Consider the following 1,492-nt stretch of genomic DNA (forward strand, 5'->3'; position numbering starts at 1 on the left):
GCATGGCCGGTGAGCGTCGGCGTGCTGTCATCCGTCGTCGTCCCGCTTTTGAAGTCGCCGCTCGCGCTGCCCGCGTTGTCGTGGTACGTGTTGATGGTCGGCGCATCCGGACGGTCAACGTCCTGATTCGAGCCCACCAGGTCCACGGTATAGCTGTGACCGCTGACCGTATGCCCGTCAGCATCCTGAGAAGTAATGTGGAAGACGTTGTCCCCCTTCTGCAGCTTCTGCCCCCCGGTGAACTGATAGCTCCAGGTGCCGTCCCGACCCACTTCCACCGTCGCGATATTGTGCGTCTTATGGGTGACCGGCCCGTACATGGTGATGACCACCGTGCTGTACGGTTCGCCGGTGCCGTGCAGGCCCGGCTTTTTGTCATCCGTTTTACCGCCGTCGACGATAGTGCCCTGATGCAGGCCCACATCATCGGTGATACCGGTGATAGCCGGTAAGGCATTCTCATCAGCATTACTGGCTACCGCTTCGACGATATATCCTGAGCTCACGCTGCTTTGGTTGCCCGCCACGTCCACCGACTGGGCCGTGAACGTCCAGTCGCCCAGCTTGTTGGTGATACTCTGCTTATCGTGCAGCTGATAGCTCCAGTGACCGTGTTCATCGGCCACCGCGCTGCCCAACGTCCATGTTTTATTATACAGAGTTGAGTATACCTTCACGGTTACCACGCTGCCTGCTTCCGCGGTCCCTGAGACCAGCGGCTGGCTGTCATCGGTTTTACCCCCCAACGCCACCGGACCGGTGTGGGTGCCTGCATTGTCATACACTTCTGTGATAACCGGCGTTTCTGTATGCGTGTCCACGGTGATACCAAAGGAGGCTGAACGGTGGCTTTCTCCGGCAGAGGTGAACACCGAGGCGCTCAGATAATGCACGCCGTCACTCAGCGCGGCAGGGGTATAACTCCAGACGCCCTGACCGTTCGCCGTCGTGTGACCCACCAGCTCACCGTTATCGTAGATATTGACGCGGGCGCCGGCGTTGGCGCGGCCGGACAGCTCCGGGGCGTTGTCGTTGGTCACATCTCCGTGATGGAGAAGACCGGTGACGCCGTTGTGGCCGGGAATGCTGTCAATCACGTTGTCAAGTGTGACGCTGGCCGGTAAATCGCCGTTGTGTTCGGTGGTGTAGAGGGTGTAAGGCAGCGAAATCAGAAAGTTGCCGGTCGCAGAGTCTGCGACTACCGTATTGAAGATATACTCATGGTTCGGCTCAAACGGCACGTCAGGGGTAAAGGACCAGTGGCCGTCATTACCGACAATGGCCGTGCCGATGGCTTTAGTATTGCAATAAATGGTGATCTCAAGGCCGGCCGTATACACCTCCTGAACACCTCCGAGCGTCGGAGTCAGGTCGTCAGTGTAGCCAAACTGGCCGATGTCGCCCTGGTGCAGGCCCTGGTCATCGGTGGCAAAATCAATGCGTGCCACGCCGGGTTCGGCCGGGGTGGGAATAAGGCCGCCGCTGCTGTCGA

Annotated in this window: 1 protein-coding gene; it reads right to left on the reverse strand. The window is 59.2% G+C overall.

What is annotated here, in order from left to right; genetic code table 11:
- A partial coding sequence (locus D5398_RS25250) for an Ig-like domain-containing protein (RefSeq protein WP_244216849.1) occupies positions 1–1,492 on the reverse strand: 1,492 nt, incomplete at both ends.

The organism is Rahnella bruchi, assembly GCF_003614975.1.
In the GTDB taxonomy this organism is placed as follows: domain Bacteria; phylum Pseudomonadota; class Gammaproteobacteria; order Enterobacterales; family Enterobacteriaceae; genus Rahnella; species Rahnella bruchi.